Raw genomic sequence first — 7,897 nt, 5'->3', positions numbered from 1 at the left:
ATTGTTGGTTGGTTTAATCTCTTCTTTATGGATAAACAACCATAAGCTTGGAATGATAGTTGGAATTGCTTTATTTTTTAGCATAGTTATAGCCGGCTTGATTGGTAGCTTAATACCGTATATTATGGATAAAATGGGTAAAGACCCAACCTTAGCAACCGGTGTTTTAGCATTAACCATTACAGATATTGTTGGAATATCAATATATCTATCTGTTGCAACATACTTTATACATTACTTAAATTTATAGGAGGTCAGTATCATGGAGACAATCGCAATTCACCCACCATTTACACATTTTGCAATAGCTTTTCCATTAATGCTATTAATCATTCATCTGTTTTATACGATAAACAAAAAAGAGTTAGACAGTCTGCATTTGGTATTAACATTCTTGTCTGCTTTGGCTGTTGTTGTTGCTACCATAACCGGTATTATAGCTCACGAACCAATAGAAACAAAGCTTGAAGAGATTAAGGCTTTTGGCTATCATCAAAAACTTGGCTTACTTCTTGCACTTTATTTTGTTATATTAGCTATCGTAAGAATCATAATGACCAAAACAAAAGCACTTAACTTAGTATTTACAATCCTATTGATAATTGGCGTTGTTCTTTTATTTATTCAAGGAAAACTTGGCGGTTCAATCGTTTATGAAAACATGATTACACCATGGTTAAAGTAGTTTGAAAATGTGATCCTTTGGACTTACACCTCAGATTAAAAAGAGAGTAAGACTGTTCCAAAATCCACACTGTCATTCTGAGCGAAGCGAAGAATCTCGTGTTTTTCTTTTCAAATCAAAAAATCGAAAAAGAGATTCTTCGGCTTTACAGCCTCAGGATGACGAGGAACTTCCGAATGGTGTAATTCTGAGCGAAGCGAAGTATTAAGAATAGTATAATTTTTATAAAAAATTCTCATTTGGAGGACTGCATGAAGCTTGATATTGGAACCCTTGAAAATTGGCTATGGGAGGCGGCATCTGCTATTCGTGGAGCTGTTGAGGCTAATAAATACAAAGATTATATTCTGCCACTAATATTTTTAAAACGTTTATCAGATGTGTTTGATGACGAGATTAGTAGATTAGAAAGTGAATTTGGAAGCAGAGAAAGAGCATTAAAAATTGTAGAAATGGACCATAGCATAGTAAGGTTTTACATTCCGGAAAAAGCAAGATGGAAAAATATTAAAGCTCAAAGTGTTAGGATTGGAGAGTACTTAACTGATGCTGTTAGAGAAGTGGCAAAAGAAAATCCTAAGCTGGAAGGTGTGATAAACATAGTTGATTTTAACGCTTCAGTTTCAGGGCAAAGAATTATAGATGATGACAGGTTAAAAGAGCTTATAAATATATTAAGCAGACACAGGCTTGGACTAAATGATGTTGAGCCGGATATTCTTGGCAGAGCTTATGAATATTTGCTTAGAAAGTTTGCAGAAGGTTCTGGACAAAGTGCCGGAGAGTTTTATACTCCTAAGGAAGTTGGCATTTTGATGGCAAAAATCCTTGACCCTAAGGAAGGGGACGAAGTTTATGACCCATGCTGTGGCTCCGGCGGACTTCTTATTAAATGTTATCTTAGATTTAAAGAAAAGTATCAAGATAAAAAAGATGCAATACCTTTAAGGTTCTTCGGTCAAGAAATAAACCATACAACCTACGCAATGGCAAAAATGAATGCTTTTATACACGATATGGAAAATACAGAAATAGCACTTGGAGACTCAATGAGAAATCCAGCATTTAAAGAAAGTGATGGAAGCCTTAAAAAGTTTGATGTTATAACCGCAAATCCTATGTGGAACCAAAATTTTTCTGAAGAAGTTTATAAAAACGACCCATATAAAAGATTTGAGTTTGGAATACCGCCTTCAAGCTCAGCAGACTGGGGATGGATTCAGCATATGTATGCGTCTTTAAGAGAAAATGGAAAAATTGCAGTAGTTTTAGATACCGGTAGCGTTTCAAGAGGTAGTGGAAATGTTGGGTCTAACAAAGAGAGGGACATAAGAAAGAAATTTGTAGATAATGACTTAATAGAGGCTGTAATTCTTCTTCCAGAAAACTTATTTTATAATACAACTGCACCGGGTGTTATTATTGTAATCAACAAGAACAAAGAGCATAAAGACCAAATTTTATTAATCAATGCGTCAAGCTTGTATGAAAAAGAAAGACCTAAAAATAGATTGACTGATGAGGGTATTAGGCAGGTTTATGAAATTTATAAAAATTGGGAAGAGAGGGAAGGATTAAGTAAGATTGTAAGCAAAGAAGAAGTAGCAAGAAATGATTATAATCTTAGTCCTTCAAGGTATGTGGCTATAAATGGAGAGGAAGAGATTTTAGATTTAAATGAGGCTATGGTTGAGCTTTTAGAAGCTGAAGAGGAAAGAAGAGAAGCAGAGGAAAAATTAAGAGCTGTTTTATCTGAGCTTGGATTGAGGTATTGATGAGGGAAGTTATGGAAGTTGTAGAAAATAAATTTAAAGAAACTGAAATAGGTTTAATTCCAGAAGATTGGGAAGTTATGAGATTGGGAGAGGTTGCAGAGATAACAATGGGACAATCACCACCAGGCGATACATATAACACCTATGGAAAAGGAATACCATTTCTTCAAGGAAAGGCTGAATTTGGTAATATTAGTCCAAAACATATAAAATATACAACAAAACCCTTGAAAATAGCTAAAAAAGGTAGCGTGTTAATCTCTGTAAGAGCACCTGTTGGAGATGTAAATATTGCTAATATGGATTACTGTATTGGTAGAGGATTAGCATCTTTAAATTTGAAAAACGGAATAAATGAATTTTTATTTTATTCTCTTTTGTTTTTTAAACATCTAATAGAAAAAGAAAGTTATGGCTCAGTATTTAAGGCTATAAATAAGGAAAATTTAGCAAGACTTAAAATCCCCCTTCCACCACTTGAAGAGCAAAAGGCTATTACTGATATTCTTTCTACTGTCCAAAATACTACAGAAAAAACAGAAAAAGTTATAAATGCTACAAAACAGCTTAAAAAGTCTATGATGAAGCATCTTTTTACATATGGAGCTGTTGCAGTTGACGAGATTGATAAAGTTAAATTAAAAGAGTCTGAAATCGGATTAATTCCAGAGGATTGGGAAGTTGTGAGATTGGGCGATATAGTAAATTTCAAAATTGGTAGAACTCCGCCAAGAAAAAATAAAGATTATTGGACAAATGGAAAGTATTATTGGGTTAGTATTTCAGATATGAAAAATCCATATATTAACAATACATCTGAGATGGTTTCCGAAAAAGCACATAAAGAAATATTCAAAGAGAAATTAACTCCAGCAGGAACGTTATTAATGAGTTTCAAGTTAACAATCGGAAGAACAGCAATATTAAACGTAGATGCTTATCATAATGAGGCTATTATCTCAATCTATCCGAAAGAAAATAAAGTTTTAAAAGAGTTTTTATTTTACTATCTACCAGCCGTTGATTACTCCAATTTGCAAGACAAAGCGATAAAAGGAAATACTCTAAATACTTCTAAGTTAAATAAAATCCCAATCCCCCTTCCACCCCTTGACGAACAACAAAAAATAGCCAACATTCTAACAACCATAGACCAAAAAATCCAAGCAGAAGAAAAGAAAAAAGAAGCTCTACAAAACCTATTTAAAACACTACTACAACAGCTTATGACAGGAAAAATTAGAGTTAAGAAAGCAAAAACATAGAGGTCAAAAGCTATGGAATATAATCCTAAAATGACAGAAAAAAATTCAGTCCAAAAGCCAGCACTTAACTATCTAAAACAAGAAACAGTAAAATACGACACAGAAACCTACACACTCAAATGGGAAGTAATTACAGAAAACCAAAAAGACAAATTAAATGAATTAAGAACAAGCGAAACTCAGATAATATTAGAACCAATCTTCAAACAACAAATCAAAAAACTAAACCCATTCCTAACAGATGAAGAAATAGACAATCTTTTAAAACAGTTAGATACACTACCCCCATCAATACAAGGAAACTATGAAGCTTGGAAATATCTTAGAGGAGAAAAGCCATTTTATTCATCAAAAGAAAAAAGAGATTTAAACATCAGATTCATAGACACAGAAAATATATCAAATAACACATTTCACGCAATAGAAGAGTTTACAATTACAAACGGAAAATACAGAAATAGATTTGATATAGTCTTTTTCATCAACGGAATACCTGTTATATTCCAAGAAAATAAAAGTCCAAAAAAAGATAATGCTATAGATGAAGGTATTGATCAAGTTAAAAGATATCACGAAGAAAGTAAAGAAATACTTAAACTTTTACAAGCATTTGTAATAACAAATAACCTACACTTTTCATATGGTCCAACATGGTTTAGTTCAGTTAAAGACACTTATAACTACAGAGAACAACAAGAAGGAGACTACAAAAGGCTTATAGAATCGTTTTTTGATAGACAAAGAACCATAAAACTAATTTTAGATTATATACAATTTCTTTATAAGGATAATCAACTTCAAAAAGTCATACTAAAACCACACCAAATAAGAGCGGTTGAAAAAATTATCCAAAGAGCAGAAGAAGAGGATAAATATAGAGGTTTAATTTGGCATACTCAAGGCTCAGGTAAAACCCTTACGATGATAACCGCAGCAAAGCTTATAATGGAAAATCCAAAATTCCAAAATCCAACCATTTTAATGATAGTAGACAGAAACGAGCTTGAGCAACAATTATTTAAAAATATAGAATCAGCAAAATTACCGGTAGAAAGGGCAAAAAGTAAAAAAGATTTAGAAGCACGTTTAAGAGAAGATTTCAGAGGATTGATAATCTCAACCATTCATAAGTTTGATGACTTTCCACCAAATCTCAACACAAGAAAAAATATTTTTGTATTCATTGACGAAGCACACAGAACTACAGGCGGAGATTTAGGAAATCATCTAATGGGAGCATTGCCAAACGCTACAATCATAGGCTTTACAGGAACGCCAAGAGCTACAGGAGAGGCAAACACGTTTTTAACCTTTGGCAAAGACGATGAAAATCTTTATCTTGATAAATACAGCATCGCAGAATCTATAAAAGACGGCACAACTCTTAGACTTCACTATACCCATGCTCCAAACGAATATTTAATCAATCAAGAGATCTTAGAAAAAGATTTAGAAGCTCTTAAAAATAAAGCCGATGATGTGGAAACGCTTGACAGAGCAATAGAAAATCTAAGTTCAAAAATAATCTTAGAAGACGAAAAAAGAATAGAAGAGATAGCAAAAGTTATAGCAAAACACTTTAGAGAAAATGTAGAACCAAACGGATATAAAGCCTTTGTGGTTGCTGTAAGCAGAAAAGCATGCGTTTTATACAAAAAAGCCCTTGATAAATACCTACCACCTGAATACTCAAAAGTGGTAATAAGTCCATACTACAATGATGACAAAGAACTAAAAGAACATCATTTAGACCCAGAGCAAGAAAGACAAGTTAGAGAAAACTTTAAAGACCCTAACAAGCTTCCAAAAATACTAATCGTTACAGACAAACTTTTAACAGGATTTGACGCACCAATCTTATACTGTCTCTATTTAGACAAAATCATGAGGGACCATGTATTGCTTCAAACCATAGCAAGAGTTAACAGACCATATGAAAAAGACGGTTTAAAAAAGCCTGCAGGTTTGATAGTAGACTTTGTAGGAATATTATCAGACCTAAAAAAAGCGCTTGAATTTGATTCAAAGGACCTATCAGAAATAGCTCAAGCTATCCAAGACATAGAAAAACTTAAAGAAGAGTTTGTAGAACTAATAGAAAATGCAAAGCCTGTAATCAAGTATCTTGAAATCATCAAGCCTGAAAATAGACTTCAAGCAATCGGAGACTACTTTAGAGCCGATGAGAATAAATATCACGAATTTAAAAATTTATACAGAAAAATAAAAGATATATATGACATACTTTCACCAGACCCATTTTTAAGCCCTTACTTAGATGAGTTTGAAAAGCTAACAAATATATACCAAGTAGCAAAAAGTTTGTTTGAACCTGTCTTACCAGCTGAAAAAGAACTATCAGAAAAAGTTAAACAGCTTATTTATAAACATAGTAGTGTAAGAATTGACTTTATCTCAGAAGATATATATGAAATAGACGATAAACTTATTAAAAGACTAAAAGCAGGCGATGATACGATAAATATTTATAACCTTGTAAAAAGCTTAGAGAAGGATTTAGAGGAGGAGGAAGAAGAGAAAAAACCATACGTCAAACCACTTAAAGAAAAATTACAAGACTTAAAAGAAAGATACAATCTAAGACAAATAGAAACTCACCAAATGTTAGAAGAACTAAAACAACTTATTGAAGATAAATTAAATTTTGAAAAAGAAGAAAAAGACCCAGTACTTCAGACGATAGAATACGATTTAAAAGACTTCCCGGAGATTAAAAACCCGGAAAATGTGGCAAAAGAAATATTTAATGCATTAAATGATTTTAAAAATTGGAAAGTTAGCGAAGAACAAAAAAGAAACTTAAAGATAGAAATGTATAGGATCCTGGATGGAAATGTACAGGATGAAGTTATGAAAAAAATCGTTGAAAAAATCTTGGGTCATTTAATGGCATGAGTAATAAAGAGTTTAAGGACAGGGTTTTATCTTGGGCTAAGATTATAAACGTTAATCCAAAGGAAATACAAATTAGAAAAATGAAAAGAAAATGGGCAAGCTGTTCAAGTAATGGAAGACTTAGCTTTAACGAAGAGCTACTATGTCAAAGTTTGGAATTTATTGACTATGTGATCGTCCATGAACTGCTTCATTTAAGATATCCAACCCATAACAAAATGTTTAAGCTAATGCTTGATATCTATCTAAAAGAAGCTGAAAAGATTAAATAGATAAGAAGCTGCTTGCAAAAATCAATATGAGGCTGTTCCAAAAATCTACACTGCCATTCTGAGCGAAGCGAAGAATCTCATATTCTTCTTTTCAAATCAAAAAATCAAAAAAGAGATCCTTCGGCTTTACAGCCTCAGGATGACACGGAAAAGTAAGCTTACGAAAGTTTTTACAGCACTCTTATATAAATGTTTAGGTGGAATAAATTGAGGAATTACCTTAATTTTATTCTCTCTTTAAAGCTTTAACAAACAATACATTAAAATTCAGCACCGCTGTTTTATTGTAATTTTTAAATTTTTCAAAAATTCTCTTTTTTTCGCCTAAGCTTAAACCTTCTTTGCCGATGGCTGAACCTGTTTCGTGAAGATGATTTAATAGCTCTAACCCATTTTTAAATTCAAGTTTAAACTCTTTATGGAATGAAATAATTATTTCAAAATATCCACTGAGTATTTCTATAGCTTCTTTTTCAGAGTAAAAATCATAATTTCTTTTTCCTAAGATATTCTCAACAATTTTTAAACTTCCTTCAATTGGCATGCAAAAGCAAAAAATGCCATTTTGTTTTAAGACTTTGCTTATCTCTTTTAAACTTATCTTTAAATCTGTCCAATGTAGACTAAAATTAGAAACTGCAAAATCAAATACATTATTTTTAAATGGAAGTTTTTCTATATCTCCTGCGATTGCCAAAGGATTTTTTGATTTGTAGATTTCTAACATCTTTAAAGATATATCAACGCCTATCATTTTTTTTCTTAAACTCTCGTATAAAAAACCTGTTCCACAGCCTAAATCTATACCTAAACCGGTTAAATCCTCAGCCATTTCGGACAGTATGGTAGCTGTTTGCTTCTGCATGATTGCTTTATTTTGATAAGTCCTGAAAGATTTTGAAAAAGATTGACTGATTCTTTTTTTAATCATCAATGTACTGGAAAATATCCCTTTCTAAAAATGGTGCATGATTTGAGTCTAAT

Annotated in this window: 7 protein-coding genes; 6 read left to right on the top strand and 1 reads right to left on the bottom strand. The window is 32.3% G+C overall.

What is annotated here, in order from left to right:
* From SULYE_RS04030 to SULYE_RS04005, 6 genes are all read left to right on the top strand, one after another.
* The coding region (locus SULYE_RS04030) for a magnesium transporter (RefSeq protein ID WP_007546760.1) at positions 1-250 on the top strand (250 nt) is incomplete at its 5' end.
* Between the two features lie 12 nt (positions 251-262).
* Complete coding sequence (locus tag SULYE_RS04025) at positions 263-685, top strand: DUF2231 domain-containing protein (RefSeq protein WP_007546759.1); 423 nt, start codon at positions 263-265, stop codon at positions 683-685.
* 251 nt (positions 686-936) lie between these two features.
* Positions 937-2,460 (top strand): type I restriction-modification system subunit M, encoded by a 1,524-nt coding sequence (locus tag SULYE_RS04020; protein WP_007546758.1) that lies wholly within the window; start codon positions 937-939, stop codon positions 2,458-2,460.
* On the top strand, positions 2,460-3,725 hold the full coding sequence (locus tag SULYE_RS04015) for a restriction endonuclease subunit S (RefSeq protein WP_007546756.1): 1,266 nt from the start codon (positions 2,460-2,462) through the stop codon (positions 3,723-3,725). The genes SULYE_RS04020 and SULYE_RS04015 overlap by 1 nt, the downstream gene beginning before the upstream one ends.
* A 12-nt stretch (positions 3,726-3,737) precedes the next feature.
* The gene (locus SULYE_RS04010; RefSeq protein ID WP_007546754.1) at positions 3,738-6,641 is read left to right on the top strand and encodes a type I restriction endonuclease subunit R; all 2,904 of its coding nucleotides are present in this window, start codon (positions 3,738-3,740) and stop codon (positions 6,639-6,641) included.
* Positions 6,638-6,913 carry a M48 metallopeptidase family protein gene (locus SULYE_RS04005; protein ID WP_007546752.1) on the top strand — a complete coding sequence of 92 codons (276 nt, stop codon included), beginning with the start codon at positions 6,638-6,640 and terminating at the stop codon, positions 6,911-6,913. Before SULYE_RS04010 ends, SULYE_RS04005 begins: the two co-directional genes overlap by 4 nt.
* A 226-nt stretch (positions 6,914-7,139) precedes the next feature.
* Here the strand turns inward: SULYE_RS04005 and SULYE_RS04000 are convergent, their stop codons facing one another.
* Positions 7,140-7,844 (bottom strand): methyltransferase domain-containing protein, encoded by a 705-nt coding sequence (locus tag SULYE_RS04000; protein WP_007546750.1) that lies wholly within the window; start codon positions 7,842-7,844, stop codon positions 7,140-7,142.
* Positions 7,845-7,897 lie beyond the last annotated feature (53 nt).

Source organism: Sulfurihydrogenibium yellowstonense SS-5, assembly GCF_000173615.1.
Lineage (GTDB): Bacteria > Aquificota > Aquificia > Aquificales > Hydrogenothermaceae > Sulfurihydrogenibium > Sulfurihydrogenibium yellowstonense.
The sequence above is the reverse complement of the archived record's forward strand: the minus strand, read 5'-3'. Positions and strand labels throughout refer to the sequence as shown.